This is a genomic window from Tenacibaculum sp. 1_MG-2023 (assembly GCF_030547425.1).
Classification (GTDB): domain Bacteria; phylum Bacteroidota; class Bacteroidia; order Flavobacteriales; family Flavobacteriaceae; genus Polaribacter.
The window spans coordinates 1-20,413 of the sequence record NZ_JAUORH010000009.1 but is presented as its reverse complement, the minus strand read 5'-3'; the positions used below and the strand labels follow the sequence as shown (position 1 = coordinate 20,413).

21 protein-coding genes and 1 other RNA gene are annotated in these 20,413 nt (G+C 31.3%); 13 read left to right on the top strand and 9 right to left on the bottom strand.

Features of this window, described 5'->3' with window-relative positions; all coding sequences use genetic code 11:
- The first annotated feature begins 121 nt into the window (after positions 1-121).
- The 8 genes from Q4517_RS07825 to Q4517_RS07790 all read left to right on the top strand — a co-directional run bounded on the left by Q4517_RS07825 (position 122) and on the right by Q4517_RS07790 (position 9,490).
- The gene (locus tag Q4517_RS07825; RefSeq protein WP_303507974.1) at positions 122-2,305 is read left to right on the top strand and encodes a glutamine synthetase III; all 2,184 of its coding nucleotides are present in this window, start codon (positions 122-124) and stop codon (positions 2,303-2,305) included.
- A 408-nt stretch (positions 2,306-2,713) separates the two neighbouring features.
- On the top strand, positions 2,714-3,622 hold the full coding sequence (locus Q4517_RS07820) for a hypothetical protein (RefSeq protein ID WP_115900358.1): 909 nt from the start codon (positions 2,714-2,716) through the stop codon (positions 3,620-3,622).
- A 69-nt stretch (positions 3,623-3,691) separates the two neighbouring features.
- On the top strand, positions 3,692-4,147 hold the full coding sequence (locus Q4517_RS07815; RefSeq protein ID WP_303507973.1) for a hypothetical protein: 456 nt from the start codon (positions 3,692-3,694) through the stop codon (positions 4,145-4,147).
- Between the two features lie 96 nt (positions 4,148-4,243).
- Positions 4,244-4,888 carry a CsgE family curli-type amyloid fiber assembly protein gene (locus tag Q4517_RS07810; protein WP_303507972.1) on the top strand — a complete coding sequence of 215 codons (645 nt, stop codon included), beginning with the start codon at positions 4,244-4,246 and terminating at the stop codon, positions 4,886-4,888.
- A 12-nt stretch (positions 4,889-4,900) separates the two neighbouring features.
- The gene (locus Q4517_RS07805; RefSeq protein ID WP_115900361.1) at positions 4,901-5,317 is read left to right on the top strand and encodes a curli assembly protein CsgF; all 417 of its coding nucleotides are present in this window, start codon (positions 4,901-4,903) and stop codon (positions 5,315-5,317) included.
- Between the two features lie 31 nt (positions 5,318-5,348).
- Positions 5,349-6,695, top strand: a complete 1,347-nt coding sequence (locus Q4517_RS07800; RefSeq protein WP_303507971.1) for a CsgG/HfaB family protein — start codon at positions 5,349-5,351, stop codon at positions 6,693-6,695.
- A gap of 11 nt (positions 6,696-6,706) precedes the next feature.
- Positions 6,707-8,206 (top strand): carboxypeptidase regulatory-like domain-containing protein, encoded by a 1,500-nt coding sequence (locus Q4517_RS07795; RefSeq protein WP_303507970.1) that lies wholly within the window; start codon positions 6,707-6,709, stop codon positions 8,204-8,206.
- 105 nt (positions 8,207-8,311) lie between these two features.
- On the top strand, positions 8,312-9,490 hold the full coding sequence (locus Q4517_RS07790; protein WP_303507969.1) for an AIR synthase related protein: 1,179 nt from the start codon (positions 8,312-8,314) through the stop codon (positions 9,488-9,490).
- A gap of 46 nt (positions 9,491-9,536) precedes the next feature.
- On the opposite strand, the gene Q4517_RS07785 is transcribed toward Q4517_RS07790, so the two are convergent.
- A complete protein-coding gene (locus tag Q4517_RS07785; RefSeq protein ID WP_303507968.1) occupies positions 9,537-9,968 on the bottom strand; it encodes a hypothetical protein in 432 nt (143 codons plus the stop codon).
- A 78-nt stretch (positions 9,969-10,046) separates the two neighbouring features.
- Here Q4517_RS07785 and prfA point away from each other — a divergent pair, with 78 nt between their 5' ends.
- Positions 10,047-11,123, top strand: coding sequence for a peptide chain release factor 1 (gene prfA, locus Q4517_RS07780; protein ID WP_115900368.1), 1,077 nt, complete (start codon positions 10,047-10,049; stop codon positions 11,121-11,123).
- A 301-nt stretch (positions 11,124-11,424) separates the two neighbouring features.
- Positions 11,425-11,613 carry a 30S ribosomal protein S21 gene (rpsU, locus tag Q4517_RS07775; RefSeq protein ID WP_115900369.1) on the top strand — a complete coding sequence of 63 codons (189 nt, stop codon included), beginning with the start codon at positions 11,425-11,427 and terminating at the stop codon, positions 11,611-11,613.
- 89 nt (positions 11,614-11,702) lie between these two features.
- On the opposite strand, the gene Q4517_RS07770 is transcribed toward rpsU, so the two are convergent.
- From Q4517_RS07770 to ssrA, 3 genes are all read right to left on the bottom strand, one after another.
- Positions 11,703-12,152, bottom strand: coding sequence for an alpha/beta hydrolase (locus Q4517_RS07770; protein ID WP_303507967.1), 450 nt, complete (start codon positions 12,150-12,152; stop codon positions 11,703-11,705).
- A 202-nt stretch (positions 12,153-12,354) separates the two neighbouring features.
- Entirely contained in the window at positions 12,355-14,496 is a 2,142-nt protein-coding gene (locus Q4517_RS07765; RefSeq protein WP_303507966.1) for a S46 family peptidase, read from the bottom strand.
- 364 nt (positions 14,497-14,860) lie between these two features.
- Positions 14,861-15,255: a transfer-messenger RNA gene (gene ssrA / locus Q4517_RS07760) on the bottom strand.
- Between the two features lie 230 nt (positions 15,256-15,485).
- Between ssrA and Q4517_RS07755 the strand changes: the two genes are divergently transcribed.
- Entirely contained in the window at positions 15,486-16,694 is a 1,209-nt protein-coding gene (locus Q4517_RS07755; RefSeq protein ID WP_303507965.1) for an NAD(P)-dependent oxidoreductase, read from the top strand.
- 40 nt (positions 16,695-16,734) lie between these two features.
- On the top strand, positions 16,735-16,956 hold the full coding sequence (locus Q4517_RS07750; RefSeq protein WP_303507964.1) for a DUF3820 family protein: 222 nt from the start codon (positions 16,735-16,737) through the stop codon (positions 16,954-16,956).
- Here Q4517_RS07750 and Q4517_RS15455 read toward each other — a convergent pair.
- From Q4517_RS15455 to Q4517_RS07735, 4 genes are all read right to left on the bottom strand, one after another.
- A complete protein-coding gene (locus Q4517_RS15455) occupies positions 16,918-17,310 on the bottom strand; it encodes a DUF2809 domain-containing protein (protein ID WP_368506465.1) in 393 nt (130 codons plus the stop codon). The genes Q4517_RS07750 and Q4517_RS15455 overlap by 39 nt on opposite strands.
- A gap of 62 nt (positions 17,311-17,372) precedes the next feature.
- Positions 17,373-18,755 carry a cell envelope integrity protein CreD gene (gene creD, locus Q4517_RS07745; RefSeq protein ID WP_303507963.1) on the bottom strand — a complete coding sequence of 461 codons (1,383 nt, stop codon included), beginning with the start codon at positions 18,753-18,755 and terminating at the stop codon, positions 17,373-17,375.
- A 57-nt stretch (positions 18,756-18,812) separates the two neighbouring features.
- Positions 18,813-19,109 (bottom strand): transcriptional regulator, encoded by a 297-nt coding sequence (locus tag Q4517_RS07740; RefSeq protein WP_303507962.1) that lies wholly within the window; start codon positions 19,107-19,109, stop codon positions 18,813-18,815.
- Positions 19,110-19,141: 32 nt separating this feature from the next.
- Positions 19,142-19,750: a hypothetical protein gene (locus Q4517_RS07735; protein ID WP_303507961.1), complete on the bottom strand. Its 609-nt coding sequence runs from the start codon at positions 19,748-19,750 to the stop codon at positions 19,142-19,144.
- 78 nt (positions 19,751-19,828) lie between these two features.
- Between Q4517_RS07735 and Q4517_RS07730 the strand changes: the two genes are divergently transcribed.
- Positions 19,829-20,203: a DUF1801 domain-containing protein gene (locus Q4517_RS07730; RefSeq protein ID WP_303507960.1), complete on the top strand. Its 375-nt coding sequence runs from the start codon at positions 19,829-19,831 to the stop codon at positions 20,201-20,203.
- Positions 20,204-20,217: 14 nt separating this feature from the next.
- Here Q4517_RS07730 and Q4517_RS07725 read toward each other — a convergent pair.
- A partial coding sequence (locus Q4517_RS07725) for a transposase (protein WP_303507959.1) occupies positions 20,218-20,413 on the bottom strand: 196 nt, incomplete at its 5' end.

The following is a 20,413-nucleotide window of genomic DNA, read 5'->3' as shown; positions in this document are numbered from 1 at the left end:
AGGCAAAATTTTTCAGGGTATTTTTGTTTAAAATTAACTTTAAATTAATTTAACCCCTATTTTTTAGGGGGTATTTGTTTTTAAAATGTATTTTTGAACATCTAATTTAATACTTTATTATATGTCAACTTTAAGATTCAATGCTTTACAAGAGGTTTTAAATAGAAAAACTGTTGTAGTGGAAGAGAATGAACGTCGTTCAGAATTGTTTGGTAAAAATGTATTTAATGAACAAGCAATGCGTCAATACATGACCAAAGAAGCATACCAAAGTGTAATGGATGCTATTGAGTTTGGAACTAAGATTGATAGAAAAACTGCCGATCAGATTGCAGTAAGTATGAAAGATTGGGCATTGTCTAAAGGAGCAACGCATTATACACACTGGTTTCAACCTTTAACGGGGTCTACAGCAGAAAAACACGATGCTTTTTTTGAAACAGTTGAAGGAGGAGGAGCAATGGAGAAATTTGACGGAGGTCAATTAGTACAGCAAGAGCCAGATGCTTCTAGTTTTCCTAACGGAGGAATTCGAAATACTTTTGAAGCACGTGGCTATACCGCTTGGGATCCAACATCGCCAGCATTTATTTATGGTACTACCTTATGTATTCCCACAGTTTTTGTGGCGTATACAGGTGAAGCATTAGATAATAAGGCTCCATTATTAAGAGCTTTACAAGCTGTTGATACTTCAGCTACAGCGGTTTGTAAATATTTTGATAAGAATGTAAGTAAAGTAAATGCAACTTTAGGTTGGGAGCAAGAATACTTTTTGATTGATACAGCATTGGCAGCCGCACGTCCTGACATTATGATGACAGGAAGAGCCTTGTTAGGGCATGCTCCAGCAAAGGGGCAGCAGTTAGATGATCATTATTTTGGCTCAATACCCACGAGAGTATTGAATTTTATGCGCGATTTGGAACATGAATGTATGTTATTAGGGGTGCCGGTAAAAACACGACATAATGAGGTAGCGCCAAATCAGTTTGAATTAGCACCGATTTTTGAAGAAGCTAACTTAGCGGTAGACCACAATTCCTTACTAATGGATGTGATGGAAAAAGTGTCGCAAAGACATAAATTCAAAGTGTTATTCCATGAAAAGCCATTTGCTGGAATTAATGGTTCAGGAAAACATAATAACTGGAGTTTATCTACCAATACAGGAGTTAATTTATTAAGCCCAGGTAAAACTCCGATGAAGAACTTACAGTTTTTAACCTTTTTTGTGAATACTATTAAAGCGGTTCATGATTACGAAGAGTTAATCAGAGCGTCAATAGCAAGCGCAAGTAACGATCACCGTTTAGGAGCTAATGAAGCACCACCAGCAATTATATCAGTTTTTATAGGTTCACAATTATCATCAGTATTAGATGAGTTAGAAAATGTAACAAAAGGAAAGTTATCACCAGAAGAAAAAACAGATTTAAAATTGAATATTGTAGGTAAAATTCCTGAAATATTACTAGATAATACAGATAGAAACAGAACTTCACCTTTTGCTTTTACAGGAAATAAGTTTGAGTTACGTGCAGTAGGTTCATGGTCTAACTGTGCAGGACCTATGACGGTTTTGAATACAATTATAGCAAGACAGTTAAATGAGTTTAAAGATGAGGTTGATAAATTAATTGATACCAAAAAACTAAAAAAAGATGAAGCTATATTTAATGTATTAAGAGAATATATTAAAGCATCAAAAAGTATTCGATTTGAAGGAGATGGGTATGGAGAAGCATGGGAAAAAGAAGCAAAGAAAAGAGGTTTATCGAATAACAAAACAACTCCTGAAGCATTAAAAGCAAAAATTTCTAAAAAAGCAATTTCTCTTTTTGAAGAAATGGGAGTGATGAATAAGGTTGAGGTAGAAGCACGTCATGAAATTGAACTAGAAGAATATTCAAAGAAAATACAAATTGAAAGTAGAGTATTAGGTGATATTGCAAGAAACCATATTATACCTATTGCTATTCAATACCAAAATACCTTGATAGAGAATGTGAGAGGGCTGAAAGAAATTTTTGGAAATAATTTTGAAAGGTATGCAAATGAACAAATCGATTTAATTCAAAAAATATCAAATCATATTGCTGAAATTAACTCTAAAGTAGAAGATATGATTGAAGAGCGTAAAAAAGCCAATAAGTTAGAAGGACAAAAAAATGTTGATGCGTATTGTAATAAAGTAAAACCTTATTTTGATGATATTCGTTATCACTGTGATAAATTGGAGTTGATGGTAGATGATAATTTATGGCCATTAACTAAATATAGAGAGCTTTTATTTACTAGATAAAGTAACTTATTTTAAAGAAGAAAATTCATTTTTTAAAAAAGGGGTTTTTCCCCTTTTTTTCTAATAAGTATAAAGAAATACAAAGCCAAAGGCTACGTTTATAGCGTGTTTTTGGCTTTTCTTATTTGTCTTTTTTTTAAGTAAAGAAATTTTGATTGGTTTTTGAAGCTAAAAAAATCGTATATTAGCTATGTTTAAACAGACAATCTATATATAGTTTCTTACAGTTTTATTTTAAACTGATGGATGTAATCACGGTTATCAAATTAACCTTTACATTTTACCCCATAATTTTATCTTACCCTTATTTACTTAGCATTCTCCCACAATAAGCATTATTAATATTTGTATGCTTGTCGTAGATAGAGTATGCTAAAAATTAATTAACGTATTTTAAAATTATCTATTATGAAAAATTTTTTATTAGCGGCTATTTTTTTAGCTTCAGGAACAGTTTTCGCACAGTTCGCAAACCCATTACCAACACCAAAAGCTAATTGTTTAGGGTGTTCAGTGCCACAAGTAGGGCCTTCTTATGGGGCAAGAGGAGCGATAATTAACACTAGTTACGTAGATCAAACTGGAGTTATGAATGACGCAAGTGTAGTTCAAACTGGAGTAGGTAACTTATCTAACATCGATCAAGATGGTCAAAACCAAGGATTTTCTGGAGGTTTAGGAAACGAAGCTACTGTATACCAAAGAGGAAGAAAAAATGAGACCGATATTAAGCAACATGGTGACTATAACACTGGTTTTGTAAATCAAGTAGGATATAAAAACTATGCACAACAAGATGTAGGTGTAGGTTGGGCAGAAAATAACAGAGCATATGCTTACCAAACAGGACGTCAGAATACTTCTATTCAAAAACAACGTTATGATAATAATGTAGCTATTGTAGCACAATCTGGTAGAAGAAATTTAGCTCACCAAGATCAAAGTACAGGAACTAATGGGGCGCCAGGTAGTGTAGCAGGTATTTTACAACTCGGTAACTATAATAAAGCTAAACAAGTACAAAGAGGTAGCTTTAATATAGATGGAATTGCTCAATTTGGAAACGCAAATATGGCTTCTACTACTCAAACATCAACTGGAGGTATAAACATTTCTGGTATAGCACAAACAGGTTATGGTAATGAAGCTTGTGTTGATCAAAACGCTGATGTTGGTATTAACTTAAGTTTAATTGGTCAGTTTGGTGTAGAAAACCATGCCTCTGTTATTCAAGACGCGCAAGGTTCAGGTAATGCTAGTTTTATTGGTCAAGCAGGTTATATGAATAAAGCCTGTGTTGAACAAACAGGACTATAATAATTTATTAACTAATAAAGTTAAGGGAAGAGAGAAAAACTCTTTCCTTAACTTACTAAAGTAAAGATAATGAAAGAGGTGAAAACAATATTGTTTGTAATGTTGGTTACTATTAATCTGGCTATTATGTCACAGCAAAAGACATCTACATATTTTGTATCTGTGCCTCAAATAGGAGATGATGTTTCTTTTATAGTACTAGAGAAAAATATTAATTCATTAAATGGTTTACAAGATTTTAGTAATGTAACTGCTAATCAAAATTATTTATCAATAAATCAAATAGGAATAAATAATGTAGCGGAATTAAAAAGTGGAGCGAGAGATGTGCAATTAGTAGGGCAAAAGGGTAAAAATAACTATTATAGTTTTATAGATTATTACAACACTTCTCCCACAAAAATGGATATCCTTCAGCAAGGAAATGCAAATTCATTACAGGTGTATGGAACAAACTCTTTAATGGAAAATGTAAAAATAATTCAAAAATCTAATTATAAAACAATTATAGTTAGGAACTATTAAAAGATGTTAAGTTTTATTTTTTTTAGAAACGATTTAAAATATATTACTCTGTTGTTGCTTTGTGTATCAGTGGGTTATACTCAAGAAATAAACGATGTGAAAGCCAAAATACTTGTTCTTAAAAAAGATAATTTTATAGTAGTAAAAGCACAAGCTGAAAATGAAGGAGTGTTGTTTAAAGATGAGCTTAACTACAACTTATTAGTGCTAAAAAAAAATAAAGAAGGAAACTATTCTAACAATAAACAATCAGGAGAATTTTCGTTAAAACCTAATGAGAAAAAAGAGCTTTCATTAATAAGATTAAGTTTAAACCCTGATGAAGAGTTAAGAGCTTATTTATTTGTAAAGCATAGGGAGACATTGATAGATAAAGATACGCTAGTAATAGTACCTAAAAAGGTAGGTGCAATAAAAAAAGAAAAAATAGACGAGTCTAATTTTGTGTTAAAAGGATTGGTTATTGAAGAAGCAATAACAAAAATAGGGAAAGATTTTTATGATTTTTTTTACCAAGAGTACTTGCTCTCAGGCTTAAAATATCCTTTTATTATAAAAATAAAAGAGAAACCAGGATTAAGAAGAACTACAGTTTTAATTATTGAAGCTGATGATAAAAAGATTTTTGAGTTCATGACAATGCCAGGGGAAGATTTTCTTAAACGAGCTGTTAAAGCATCTTTAGTAAGATTAAGCAGTTACTCAAAACAGAGAAATACATTATTAAGTTATAAAATTTAAATAAAGTAAGTTATGAAAATAGCAACCAAACTTATAACAATTGTTTTATTTTTAATAAGTTCATTTACTTTTTCACAAGAACTAGTTTATAAACCAATTAATCCATTTTTTGGAGGAAATAATCCATTCGGATATCAGCAAATTTTGGCATCAGCAAATGCACAAAACGATTTTCAAGAAGAAGCACAAGATCCTTTTCAGCAACCTTCAGACTTAGAAAATTTTACCAATAGTTTAAACAGGCAACTGTTAAACTCATTATCTCAAGATTTATTTCAAGAACAATTTGGAGATCAAGGATTAACTGTTGGAACTTATGTGTTTGGATCTTTAGTAGTTGAAGTAACACCTACAAGCGGAGGTTTATCTGTAAATATTTTAAATACTCAAACAGGTGAACAAACACAAATTATAATACCAAACAATTAACAACAAAACGACTAACCATAACTTAAATTTTATGAGAAAATTACTATTCAAATTACTATTCTCTTTAAGTTTTATTTTGTTTTCTAGTTGTGGAGCATACCTAAATCAGCCATTCCAAACAACGAATGCTAGAATAGGAGAAAACACCTCTTTACAAAACGATTTAATTAAAAATATTCTACCTGTCGAAAAAGTAATCGTAGGAGTTTATAAATTTAGAGATCAAACAGGACAATATAAACCGACTGAAAACGGTTCTACATTTAGTACCGCGGTAACGCAAGGAGGTACATCAATTCTATTAAAATCATTAGAAGAGTCAAAATGGTTTACTCCAATAGAAAGAGAGAATATCGCTAACTTATTAAATGAACGACAAATAATAAGGTCGACAAGGCAAGAATATCAGGGAGTTAACTCCACAAAAATGCCGCCATTACTTTTTGCTGGGATTATTTTAGAAGGAGGTGTGGTTTCTTATGATTCTAATATTATTACAGGAGGTTCAGGAGTCCGATATTTTGGAGCGGGAGCATCTAATCAATATAGAGAGGACAGAATAACAGTGTATTTAAGAGCTGTATCTACATCAAACGGACAAATCTTAAAAAATATTTATGTGTCAAAAACAATACTCTCTCAAGGTATTTCAGCAAATTTATATAGGTATGTTTCTTTAAGAAGATTGTTAGAAGTAGAAACAGGGGTAACCAAAAATGAACCTATGCAATTAGCTGTAAAAGAAGCTATAGATAAAGCAGTCGAACAGTTGATTATAGAAGGTGTTGTAGATGGTTTATGGGCTCCTCAAGGAGGAGATAAGGTTGTTAACCTCTTTAAAGAAGAGTATTTAAAAGAAAAAAATGAAGCGGACAATACATTACTCTTTAACAGGAAGCAAGAAACAAGAAGAGCAAAAAATTCAATGAGTGTAATGGGAGGCGCTTCAATAATTTCAGGAGATTATTCAAAACCCGTAGCAAGATTTGGTTTTGACCTAAAATACAGATATTTTTTTAAGAACCCTCAATTTAGTTTTGGAGGAAGCATAGGAAGATTTGAGTTAGAAAACGAACAATCTTTTAAAAATACTTTTTTAACATCTAGTGTATTCTTAGAATATAACTTACTTCCTTATGATAAGTTAACACCTTACGTGTATGTTGGTGTAGGTTCAGTTTTAGAGGAGAATCTTGATAATCCTATGTTTAAATTTCAATACGGAATAGGATTAGAATATTTAATAACCAATAAAATAGGGGTAGCTTTTTATGGAGAAAATTACCTTTTAGGTTCGGATAATCTAGATAAGTTGGTTAGGGGGAAAAGGAATGACTTTATTTGGAGGGTAGGAGTAGGTTTAAACGTTTATTTTTAAGAAGCAAAGCAATGAAAAATATAATAAAAATAACAATACTTTTAATTTGTGTAACCTTATTTAACTGTAGTGAAGATACTGTAGGTTTTGTGGAATTTGGTACAATTAAAGGACGTGTGGTAAAAAAGAGAAGTTTTGAACCTATAGCAAACGCAAAAATAGCACTATCGCCAACCAATAATACAGCTTTTACTGATGAAGAAGGTTACTTTTTAATGGAAGATATACCTGCACAAGAATATTCGGTAAGCGCTACTAAAGAAGGCTATTTAACAGGTTTTCAGCCTGTAGGTTTAGATGCTGGCACAGAAATTAATATAGTTTTTGAGTTAGATATAGAAACAGCATTAAACGATCCGCCAACAACACCAGAACTTAGAGCTCCAACTAATGGCGTAGAAGATTTAAATAATATGGTAGAACTAAGTTTTAAATCTACTGACCCTGATGAAGATGAAGTAACATACAGGATAGAAATTAAAAACGACTTTAATAATGATGTTATATCTTTTGAAAATGTAAAAGACACTTTATATACAGTTTCCGATTTAAAATTTGGAGTAAAATATTTTTGGCAAATAGGAGCATCAGATGGCATTAATGCTGAAGTATTAAGTGCAGTAAGTACATTTAAAATTACATCAACACCCAATAACAGGTATTTTTATACACGACAAGAAGATGGTAATAATGTAATATATTCTGGAGATTTTATCAATGAAGCTTCTGTAAATGAATTATTGTTAACATTACCAACAACAAACTCTTGGAGACCAAGAAAAAACTCAGCAGCAAATTTGGTTGCCTTCTTACGAACAGACAATAACGAAACTCATATTTATACAATGAAAACAGATGGTTCAGATGTTAAAAAAGTTACATCCAATGTTCCTGTAGTTGCATTTGATTTAAACGAAGTTGATTTCTCGTGGTCTTCAAACGGAGATCGAATTATATATCCGCATTACGATAAATTATACTTGATAAATAAAGATGGAAGCGGTTTACAGCAAATATACCAAACAGTTGATGGTAGTTACATTACTGAATGTGATTGGAGTAATGATGAGTCTAAAATAGCACTGAAAACCAATAACACAAGTGGGTATAATACACAAATCTATACGATTGATATGGCAGGAAATATAATTGACACTGTTTTAACAGGAATGCAAGGAGCTGTAGGAGGAATTAATTTTACAATAGACGGAAGCTCGCTGTTATACACAAGAGATATTTCTGGATATGAATCAAGTAATTATAGGCAACTAAACAGTCATATGTTTTTATATGAGTTTGCAACGACAGAAGTTACTGATTTATCAGAAGGAAAAGCTGATGGAACAAATGATTTAGACCCGCGTTTGTCACCAAATGAAGCCGAAATAATTTTTGTAAATACATCAAATGATGAGATTTCTGAAAAAACAATTTATAAAGTGCCTTTTAATGAAGGTACTACCACAAGAACAGCGTTATTTATAAACGCCACAATGCCAGATTGGGAATAAAGAGAAACGAACTATAATTAAAGAGCGAGCGTGTAAAAAACGTTCGCTTTTTTCTTGATAAAAGCGTAATAAAACCTAAATTTGCAGGCAACAACAACACAACACATGAGTAACGAAGTATCTAAACGCTACGCACAACGCGGAGTATCGGCATCTAAAGAAGATGTACACAACGCTATCAAGAACATTGATAAAGGATTATTTCCAAAAGCTTTCTGTAAAATTGTTCCAGATTATTTAACAAATGATGATGATTATTGTTTAATTATGCATGCAGATGGAGCAGGAACAAAAAGTTCTTTAGCATATATGTACTGGAAAGAAACAGGAGATATTTCTGTATGGAAAGGAATTGCCCAAGATGCTTTAATCATGAATATAGATGATTTATTATGTGTAGGCGCTACTGATAATATCATGTTGTCATCAACTATCGGACGTAATAAAAGTAATATTCCAGGAGAAGTTTTATCGGCGATTATTAATGGTACAGAAGAATTAATTGCTGAGTTGAAAGAGTTTGGAGTAACCATTCATTCAACAGGAGGTGAAACTGCTGATGTAGGTGATTTAGTACGTACTATTATTGTAGATTCTACGGTAACCGCTCGTATGAAGCGTACCGATGTAATTGATAATGCAAATATTAAAGCAGGAGATGTAATTGTTGGTTTAGAATCATTCGGACAAGCAACGTATGAAAAAGAATACAACGGAGGTATGGGAAGTAATGGATTAACTTCTGCGCGTCACGATGTGTTCCATAAATACTTAGCAGAAAAATATCCAGAAAGTTTTGATGCTTCAGTACCGTCAGATTTAGTGTATTCAGGAAATACAAAATTAACAGATACGGTAGCAGATTCACCAATTGATGCTGGTAAGTTAGTGTTGTCACCAACAAGAACCTATGCGCCAATTATCAAGGAAATTTTATCGAAATTTTCTTCGGAAGAAGTGCACGGAATGATTCACTGTTCAGGTGGAGCACAAACAAAAATTTTACATTTTGTGGATAATTTACATATTGTAAAAGATAATATGTTCCCAATTCCACCATTATTTAAAATGATACAAGAGCAATCAAAAACAGATTGGAAAGAAATGTATCAAGTTTTCAATTGTGGTCACAGAATGGAATTATATGTGTCTCCAGAAATAGCAGAAGAGATTATTAAAATTTCAAAATCGTTCAATGTAAATGCACAGGTTGTTGGTAGAGTTGAAACTTCTGATAAAAAGCAATTAACAATCAAAAGTGAATACGGAACTTTTGAATATTAATACAGTGAGATAAAAAGTAAAATCCTCAGAGAAATCTGAGGATTTTTTATTTCATTTTTTCAAACACAAAATCAATCGAAAACTCATCGTTACTAACTTTAGCTTTCAGCAGATTGTTTCCTTTCCAGTATTGTATCGTTTTAGGGAATTCGTTTAGTTTGTTTTCCGCAGTAAAAGAAGTATCGGTTTGTTGTGTAAAAGCAAATAATGTCGGGGTCTCATTCACGCCTGTAACTTGTAAAAACAAAGAATCATTTTTAGTAATGATGTGTAAGACCTCTTTAAATACAGTATCATTCTTTTGTAAGGAAAAACCAATTCCAGAAAAATCATTTTCCCAAAACTCGTAAGTTCTTTTATCAGTTTCGCTATGAACACGTTCCCATTTACCAAATAACCAAGTTGGTTTTTTAATTTTCTTTTCTTGTAGGCAAGAAAAAAGCAGTGTACAAGTAAAAGATAAGATTAAAATTCGCATAACAAAAGACTTAATGAACTAAAGATATAAATAAAATTCGATAAAAAATCGTAAATTCGCACCCCAAGAAAAGATACTATGCTAGATAAATTACAGATAGTTAAGCAACGTTACGATGAGGTTTCAGACTTAATCATCCAACCAGATGTTATTTCTGATCAAAAACGTTATGTACAATTAAATAAAGAATATAAAGACTTAGGAAAGGTTGTAAAAAAAGCAGACGAGTACGAAACTTTATTAAATACTATAGAAGAAGCTAAAGAAATTATTGCCGACGGATCAGATGCAGAAATGGTAGAAATGGCAAAAATGGAAATGGACGAAGCAAAAACTCGTATTCCAGAATTAGAAGATGAGATTAAATTTTTATTAATTCCAAAAGATCCAGAAGATGCTAAAAATGCAGTAGTTGAATTGCGTGCAGGAACTGGGGGGGATGAGGCAAGTATTTTTGCAGGTGATTTATTTAGAATGTATACTAAGTATTGCGAAAGCAAGGGATGGAAAGTATCTACAGTAGATTTTTCTGAAGGAACCAATGGTGGATTTAAAGAGATTCAGTTTGAAGTTTCTGGTGAAGATGTGTATGGGACGTTAAAGTTTGAAGCTGGAGTACATCGTGTACAACGTGTACCACAAACAGAAACACAAGGGCGTGTACATACATCGGCAGCAACCTGTATGGTATTTCCAGAAGCAGAAGAGTTTGATGTAGAAATCAATCCAAAAGATGTACGTATCGATTTTTTCTGTTCATCAGGACCAGGAGGTCAATCGGTAAACACTACCTATTCAGCGGTGCGTTTAACGCATATCCCTACAGGATTGGTAGCGCAATGTCAAGATCAAAAATCGCAGCATAAAAACAAAGAAAAAGCATTTAAAGTATTACGTTCTCGTTTGTATGATATGGAGTTAGCGAAGAAGCAAGAAGCTGATGCTGCAAAACGTGGTTCGATGGTAACCTCAGGAGACCGTTCAGCAAAAATTAGAACATATAACTATCCGCAAGGGCGTGTAACAGATCACAGAATAGGATTAACCTTATATGATTTATCAAATATTGTAAACGGAGATATTCAAAAAATTATAGACGAGTTAATGCTCGCAGAAAATACCTCTAAGTTAAAAGAACTAGGAGAAACTATTTAATTAAAAGGCGTTACTACAATAGTAACGCCTTTTTTAATGTCTCAAATTCTTGTAGAGCCGATAAATAAAACATACCTTTGCAGAATATTAATGTTCTATCCTTTTTAGGAGAAAATCTACAAGTCTTTATACTATTTTTCTGTTATCACCAGATTCTATAGTCTTCAGTTGCTTTATCAAGCGTTTTCAATAGAATTTTTAATCTAAAATAAATATCATGTAAATCATAGTTCATACTATGTGTAGTATTGCGCTGTAATTTATATGACTTAAAGTATGTCTAATAATAAAACCTTATAGTATGTTAAGAATAGTTGTAAAAGAAGGTGAAAATATCGATAGAGCCTTAAAACGTTACAAGCGTAAGTTTAGAAATGTAAAAGTTTTACAAGAATTAAGAGAAAGAAAGCAATACACGAAGCCTTCTGTAACTAGAAGAGCACAAGTTCAAAAAGCGGCTTATAAAGAGCAGTTATTTAAAGAAGAATAGTAGTATAGCTATATAAAATACAAAAGCGCAACCAATTTGGTTACGCTTTTTTGTGAAATTAAATAGAGGAAAATTCATCTTATATACATTTAACTATGCAAGTTTATGTGTCTTTTTATTTCTTCTATCAAAAAAGGAAGTTTAGTAAATCCATCTCTATCTATAAAATGTTTTCCTTCTTTAAGAAGGGTAAATTTAGCCTCTAATTTTTCTGCCATAGTTTTAGAATATTCAAAAGGAATAATATCATCATCAACTGCAGATATTGCAGTTCTAATACTCGTTATTTCTTTTAAGTGACTATAATTTAATTGGGGTTTTACAAATTCAATTAATTCAGGTATGGGTGTAGATTCAATGAATCCTGAAATTAGAAATAAGCCTTTAATTTTAGGTATGTTTAACTTATTTAAGAAGTTTAAAATAGCTATACATCCTAAACTGTGACCAACAAAAATTGTTTTTTCATCTATTTCTGTTACATGACTCTCCATAAAATCAACCCATTCATTTAGTTTGGGGTTTTTAGAGTTGGGCATGCTTAAAATAGAAACTTCAACAGAGTCATTTTTTTAATTCTTTTTAAAATCCTGAAACCAGTTAGAATAAGGAGACGCTGTATATCCGTGAATTACATAGATTTTATATTTGTCCATATTTTTAATTTGTTTCGGTGTGTCATCCTAAAATAAAAAACGCAACCAATTTGATTGCGTTTTTTTGTTTAGAATACTAATTTAACTACTCTATAATAGTTAATTCATCTACAATACGTTTAGCACCAGCGTACTTGTCAATTAACCAAAGTACATATCGAATGTCTACATTAATAGTTCGTTGTAAGTTTTTGTCAAAAATAACATCACCAGCCATTGCTTCAATATTACCATCAAAAGCTAAACCAATTAATTCACCTTTTCCGTTTAATACAGGTGAACCAGAATTTCCTCCTGTAATATCGTTATCAGATAAGAAGTTTACAGGTAATTCACCTTTACTGTTAGCGTATTTACCATAATCTTTTTTCTTATAGATATCTAACATGTCTTTAGATAAATCGAACTCGCTATCGTTTGGTTTGTGTTTTTTAACCATTCCTTTTAACGTTGTGTAATTATTAATACTAGCATCGTTTCTAGGGTCTTTTGGTAAAGCTCTTACTTTTCCGTAGGTTAAACGTAAAGTGGAGTTAGCATCTGGATATTTAATATTACTTAGACCAGACTTACGTAGTCCATCTACTAATAATCTAAATGATTTTTGGTAATCGTTTAATGGTTGTACTAAGTTTTCAGGTTGCTCTCTGTATTTGCCTAGTAATTGAGATGATAAGATATATAGTGGATCGTTAGCTAATAACTCTTTGTTTGGGTACTTTAAGAAAGCCATAGCACGCTCTTTAGATGTAAAAATACTTAATTCAAAAATAGAATTTACGTAGTCGTTTAAATTACCATCCTTAGCAATTTTAGTTACAATCTCTGGTAATTCGTAATTTGCTTTAGCTGAATATAACTTTAGTTGTTCTGCTAAAATTTCTTTTTCTAAAGGTAAATGATAATTTGCGTAGTTACTTTCTATAAAAGCATTCAATCTAGGCATTAAATTCTTACGAGCAGCTTCATTAGCATCAATATAAGACTCAAACCCTTTACCTATTCGATATGGTAAAACTGCAAATTTACTAGAACGTAATAATAACATTAAGTAGTTATCATGCTTTGCTTTGTTGTTGGTTAAGTTGTAGTAATTATTGATGTTAGTAACAACATTTCCGTAAGTTGCTTTGTTAGACTTTTTGTTAGCCCATTTGTCAAATTTTTTTTCAACGTTACGTTTAGCCTCAGCAGTTTTATGAGCTGTTAAAGCATCAATCATACCTTGTCTATTTTTCCAGTAATTGGCTATACCAGCATATTTAGATGCATACATCAAGTTTATTGAAGCATCTTTATCCATGTGTTTTTTCATTACATCCATACTCAATTTAGATCCTTCTACCCAAGCAGGATATGCGTAATTTACGTTTTGCTCAATTCCTTCTGCAGGCATCCAACGATTTGTTCTACCAGGGTACCCTAAAATCATAGCAAAATCATTTTCTTTTACACCTTTAATATTAACAGGTAAATGGTACTTTGCTTTTAATGGTACGTTATTTTCAGAATATTCAGCAGGGTTTCCTTCTGCATCCGCATATACTCTAAATAAAGAAAAATCTCCTGTATGACGTGGCCATTCCCAGTTATCAGTGTCTCCACCGTATTTACCAACTTTATCAGAAGGTGTACCTACTAATCGTACATCTTTATAATCTTCGTATACAAAATAGTAATATTCATTTCCTTGGAAAAAAGAACGTACAGAAACAGTGTATTTTCCACCTTCACTATTTTCTTGTTCTATTTTTGCAATTTCTTTGTTAATAGCAGCTTCACGTTCTTTTTCTGTCATAGAATCGTTTACTTTAGCTAAAATACGTTTAGAAACGTCATCCATTCTCACAAAGAATCTTACAAAAAGACTTTCTGGTTTAAGCTCGTCTTTTAATGTTTTAGCCCAGTACCCGTTTTTAAGATGATTTTGCTCTTCTGAAGATAATTCTGCAATAGCATTATAACCACAATGGTGATTTGTAAGTACTAATCCATTATCAGAAATAATACTAGCTGTACAACCACCGTTAAATTGAACGATAGCATCTTTAAGGCTTTGGTTGTTGATACTGTAAATTTCTTCTGCGGTTAGCTGAAGTCCCATTTTTTGCATATCACGTTCGTTTAAACGTTTAATATGCATTAAAAACCACATTCCTTCATTAGCGAACAATGAAGCAGGTAGCAAGGTTAAAAAAGCAATTAAAAAAAGACTTGTTTTTTTCATAATATAATTTGAATAATAAAAAATTAAGTTGATTTTGTTTTTTAGTTTAGAATATCTTCTTTTAAAAAAACATTAAGTTCTTTAATCAATTAAAGAATCAGCTCGTAAAAATACTCAATAATTTATTTTGTATAAGGAAGTAAACGTTAAAAAAATATAAGGATACGTATGTTAATTTTAAACAGTTTGGTTTTTGGGGAAGCTTACAATATTAATGAGTATTCTACAAAAGATTACTCACCCGAATCAAGTTATATATCGATTTTGAAAGAGATTGATAAGGGATTAAGTAAAGTTTAATTTAGATTTGTTTTGACACCTAAAAAAAACAAACCCTTACAAATACTGGGTTTGTAAGGGTTAAAAGTGGAGACGCCGAGAATCGAACTCGGGTCCAAACAAGTAGCTCAAAGGCTTTCTACATACTTAGTTTTTGTTTAATTTTCGATTAAGACCTGACCAAAAACCGCCCAATCTTAACTTATCTTCTTTAGTTTCGAAAACCTATTGAAGCGCTAAGTTTTCTATGTTTACTTTTACGATGCCCAAAAATGAAACGCCGTAAACCAAGGCTTTTCGTGGACATAAAGCTTGCGCACCTTGTGCGCCGAGGCTAATCTTACTATTAATTCAGATTATGCAGCTAAAGCGTAGTTATCTTCGCCGTTTAAATGGTTGAAATAAGTTTAACGAGTTATCATTTCACTCCTCGGTATGCTTACATTTTCACTAATCTTGCTGTCAAAACCAGTCGTCCCCAATATGTCAAAGATGCTATAAGTATCCCTGCAAAAAATATACCAGATAATCTTTGTAATTCTATGCAATTTTGTTCGGCAGTACTGTAAATGCATACTACTTAAACAAGAGAATGCAAATATAAAAAAATACTACTTGTACAATCATTTTAAAACAAGTATTTTCGCTGTAATTGTTATAAACTATAACATTATATGTAAAATTGTTTAATTTTAATACAAAGGTTAATTATGAAATTCGGAATTATTAAAGAACGTAAAAATCCACCAGATAGAAGAGTTGTGTTTTCTCCAGAAAAATTACAAGAGTTTAAAGAGCAGTTTCCTCAGGCTGAAATAGTGGTAGAAAGTTCTGATATCCGAGTTTTTTCTGATGAGATTTACATAAAAGCAGGTTTTGAAGTAGCAAATGATGTTTCTGACTGTGATGTGTTATTAGGAGTAAAAGAAGTTCCTGTAGATAATTTAATTCCAAATAAAAAATACTTTTTCTTTAGTCATACCATTAAAAAGCAGCCATACAATCGTAAGTTGTTAAAAGCAATGCTTGATAGAAATATAGAAATGTTTGACCATGAAACCATTATTGAAGAAAACGGAGCGCGTTTAATAGGTTTTGGTCGTTATGCTGGTTTAGTAGGTGCTTATAACGGGTTTAGAGCATTAGGAATAAGACAAGGGTTGTTTAACTTGCCCAAAGTTGAAACGTTACCTGATTTGGATGCTGTAAAAGCCGAATTAGATAAAATTAGCTTACCTAACATAAAAATATTGTTAACAGGAACAGGAAAAGTAGCCAAAGGAGCACAAGAAATATTAGATCATCTAAAAATTAAACAAGTAAGTGATGCTTTATATTTAACAACTGAGTTTACTGAGCCTGTATATTGTATAGCAGATGTTATGGAATATGCAAAACGTAAAGACGGTAAAGTAGGAGATAAGTTTGAGTTTTATAAAGATCCAACTGGGTACGAAAGTAATTTTATGGCGTATGCTAAACAAACTGATTTCTTTATAGCGGGGCATTTTTATGGTGACGGCGCTCCCTATTTATATACACGTGAAGATGCTAAACATCCTGAGTTTAGAATAAAGTATGTAGCAGATATTTCATGTGATATTGATGGACCTGTGGCATCAACATTAAGAGCTTCTACAATAGCAGATCCTATTTATGGTTACAACCCAGGAACGGAATCAGAAATTGATTATAAAGATAAAAAAGCGATTACTGTTATGGCGGTTGATAACCTGCCTTGTGAGTTACCAAAAGATGCAAGTGAAGGTTTTGGAGATATGTTTTTAGAGCATGTAATTCCTGCTTTTTACAACGATGATAAAGACGGAATTTTAGCGCGTGCAAAAATGACAACAAATACTGGTAAATTAACCGAACGTTATGCATATTTGCAGGATTACGTAGACGGAAAAGAATAATACAATTTAACTCCCGCTTCGGCGGGATTTTTTATTTAAAATGATACCAGACAAACAGTTTTTAATTGACACAGCTAATATGAAAATGCCCTTTGGTAAATATAAAGGAACCTATTTAATAGATATTCCTGAATATTATATTGTATGGTATAAAAATAAAGGATTTCCTCAAGGAAAACTAGGGACTATGATGTCACTAGTGTATGAATTACAATTAAATGGGTTAGAAGATATTCTTAGAAAAATACGTAGAATATCTTAATTTAAAGCTACTTTCTATAAGTAGAACGATAATAATTCCCAATGTATAAGCTACTAAGTCACCAATACTAAAAGTGGCGCCAAATATTATAACAGCCATACGATTATTCTCCAAACCAAGAAGCGCTAAAAGAGGAGTTAATTGTAAAAACTCTACTATATAAGCAAAAAGTAAGACTGAAAGGCCGATAGTTTTATTTGATAGGTTAAAGAATGACTTCACGAAATAAAAAAGAAGGATAACTACTAAAAAGCCACCAAAAGTGTACCTTATAAATCCTGAAGTTTGAGCTATTAGAATTTCTAGTATTAAAAGAAAGATAAAAACTAGAAAGTATTTCGATTGAAATTTCATGTTTGTGTTTTTAAAAGCAAACTACCATATAGTATGATAGTTTGCTCATTAATTATAGTTAATTAACCGTTTTGCCAGTCTATTTTTCTTGAAGCATACATCACTGAGGCTAGAATTATAAATAATCCTATACTACCCACTAATAAAGCATAATTTTCTAGTTGAATAATTACAAAAATAAAGGCATATAATGTGGTAAGAGATGCTCCGATAAATAACGGAAACTTAATGCCTTTTAAAATTGATTTTGAATACAATGCAATTAACAATACGACGGCTATAGAAGCAATTAAATATGCCTTTAAAAAACTACTATGTTCAGAAATTGATATTAGTAATGTATAGAACATAGTTAAGGCAACACCAATCATTAAATATTGAAATGGGTGAATGGATATTTTACTCATTGTTTGAATTAAAAAGAAGATTAAGAACGTAAGTCCAATCACTAAGAATCCATATTTAGCCGATCGTTCACTTTTTTGATATTCGTCTACAGGAATCATAAAGTTTACACCAAAAGCATATTCCTTTAAGTTTGGAATTCCATTAAAAGATTGTTGAGAAAAAGGTCTGTTAATATCTAATATTTTCCACTTAGCATCAAAACCATTATCAGAGATTTTATCAGAATTAAAAGGAAGATATTCTCCAATAAAATTAGCAGTTTTCCAGTCAGAGTTTATATGAACGGATGTCTCTTTTCCAATAGGAATAAAACGAATTTGTTTACTTCCATTAATGCTTAGCGATAGGCTAAAGTTTGTATCTGATTTTTTAGGAAGGTCTTCTTCATTTAAAAACTTACTTTCTAATTTATGAAGGTTTAAGTAGTTGTAATATGCTTTTTCGTTATTATTATCCTCATATTTAGAGGTAAAAACGTAAGTGTTTTTATGCAGTTTTATTTCAACTAAATTATTAACTCCTTTTAGATTAGAAGTTTTTATAATTAATCGAGATTTATTCCAAAGTATATCTTCTTCATTAATATCTTTTTCACTAAAATCAGGTTTCGTAAAGTTTCCATCAATGTTTATTTTACTATTATACACAGCCGTTTTATAAATACCACGTTTTTTCTCTTCAGGATTTATAGAGGATTTGATATTTAATTCCTTCGGAAAAAAGTAAGCATATCTAATTTTTTCCTCAACCTCAGTTCGTGTTTCCTTTGTTTTTTGATTTCTAACAAATTTTTCTTTATAAGTTTTGTATGGAACTTTTAAAATAGGACCGTATAACAATACCTCTTTTCCCCATTTTTGATTGATTTCTTGAACTACTTCTTGTTGTCTGTTCATTCGCTCAACAATTAAGCTCTTAATAAAGGATAAAGGAATCAATAAGATGAGAATTAAAAAACCAATCATGAGCATTCTAGCAGTGATTGATGTTTTTACCCATTTTCCGAATCTTCCATTTTGTTTGTTTAGTGTTTCCATAGTTTATTGTTTTAAAAGAACTTTGAATTTCAAAGTTTAATTGTAAAAAAATTAGTGTTATTTTTTTTTAATCAGCCTTTCTAAGGCTTCAATATGTTTTTTAAATTCCTGTTTACCAAGCTCAGTAGCATAATATCTAGTATTGGGTTTTCTGCCAATAAATTGTTTTTCTATCCTAATAAATTCAACTTTTTCTAAAGCTTTAGTGTGGCTTGCCAAATTACCATCAGTAGCACCTAATAATTCTTTTAGGGTAGTAAATTCAGCATATTCATTTACCATAAGAACAGACATAATTCCCAGTCTAATTCTATGATCAAAAGCTTTATTTATATTTAAAATAATGTTTTTCAAAAAAGATAAATTTTAAAGTACGAAAATAGTTCTTATTTTCTATCGTGTTTAAAATACATAAGTGTACCGTAAACAATATGCATGATTCCAAACCCTATAACCCAAAACCAAAAACCATAACCAGGTAACATTGCAGCAATAAGTCCTAAAACAACTTCAGTATAGCCTAAATACTTAATGTCGCCTACAGTATATTTTGAAGCATTAATCAGCGCTAAGCCATAAAAAAGTAACATTAATGCACCTGTTTGTCCATATTTTTGATGCCCTAGAATGATAATGATATAGATTGCTCCAGAAACCAGAGGAATAAGGAAATTTAATAGTAATCTTCTTGTGGTGGCATCCCAAATTTTTTCTCCATTCTTTTTAGCTTTTCTTGTGGTTAAAAAGATAGCTGTAGCAATACTTAAAAAGCCAACTAACAATAAATCAAAGATGACCATTTGGAAAATTTTTCCATCTAACATCAAATAACCGTTTGAGTTGTTGTTAACCAACCAATATGCATAAGCAGCTCCAATTAAGGCATATATTCCTGCTAAAATACCAGACAAGCCGCTTAATGATATAAATCGAGAGGATTTACTCATTAGGTTTTTAATTTCTGATATGTCTTTTAAATAATCTTCTGAACTCATTTTTAAAGAACTTTGAAAAACAAAGTAAAGCTAATTTTGAGAAACAACCAAATAAAAAATTAATGTATTTTTGAAAGCATGAAACCAGCCGAAGAATACATACTTAAACAACCAGAACCATTCAAGTCTATTTTACTACACTTACAAGTATTGATAGAAAGTAATTTTGAGGATTTAGAATTAAAATATAAGTGGAAAATACCAGTATATTATATCAATGGGAAACAACTGTGCTATATGAATGCATCCCATAAAAAAGGTTTTGTTGATGTTGGGTTTTGGGCAAAAGGTATTTTAGAAGGTTTTGATGTTTTTTTAGTTTCAGAAGGAAGAGCAGTTGTAAAATCACTTCGTTATTCATCAGTAGAAGAAATTAACGAAGAAATACTACTACAAGTCATAGAAGAAGTAGCAAAACACAATCATAAAGGTTTTTGGAAGAAGACTAATTAAACCCGTTGTGCATTTTAAATAATGCTAATTTTAATATTGTTAATATTTCTATCAAAGACAAATTTATTGATGTATTGAATTGTTGTTAAGGCAGCTATTTTAGATAGTATTCTCGTCTTAAACCCTTGAAAAGATTTGGCGTAATTACGTCTTATCATAAACTGATCACAGAGTTGAGAAAATAATGTTTCTATTCTTTTTCTTGATTTT